Origin of the sequence: Halomonas sp. SIMBA_159, from assembly GCF_046536035.1 — a bacterium.
In the GTDB taxonomy this organism is placed as follows: domain Bacteria; phylum Pseudomonadota; class Gammaproteobacteria; order Pseudomonadales; family Halomonadaceae; genus Vreelandella; species Vreelandella venusta_A.
Genome location: NZ_JAWJBT010000996.1, coordinates 1 through 257 on the forward strand (window position 1 = coordinate 1; position 257 = coordinate 257).

Annotated in this window: 1 protein-coding gene; it reads right to left on the reverse strand. The window is 73.2% G+C overall.

The window, feature by feature from the left end; translation table 11 throughout:
• Positions 1-29 precede the first annotated feature (29 nt).
• The coding region (locus R0J87_RS22245) for an FAD:protein FMN transferase (RefSeq protein ID WP_498889032.1) at positions 30-257 on the reverse strand (228 nt) is incomplete at its 5' end.

The following is a 257-nucleotide window of genomic DNA, read 5'->3' on the forward strand; positions in this document are numbered from 1 at the left end:
ACAGGTCTACTCTTCCCTACTTCGCGGCCTCAGCGGCGGGCGGTGAACAGCTGCGCGGGGCCGCCGGGTGATCGTTCGGCTCGTCCGCCGGTGGCCATCCGCACCCATTCGCCCCCCCACGACGCTGCGACCTCTGGGCCGCCCTCGAAGAACAGGGCGGTCGCGACGGCATCCGCTCTCATCGCGTCGGGGGCGATCGCCCACGTGGCCGCCCAGGTGCGCACCGGCACGCCTGTGCGGGCGTCGAGCACGTGGTG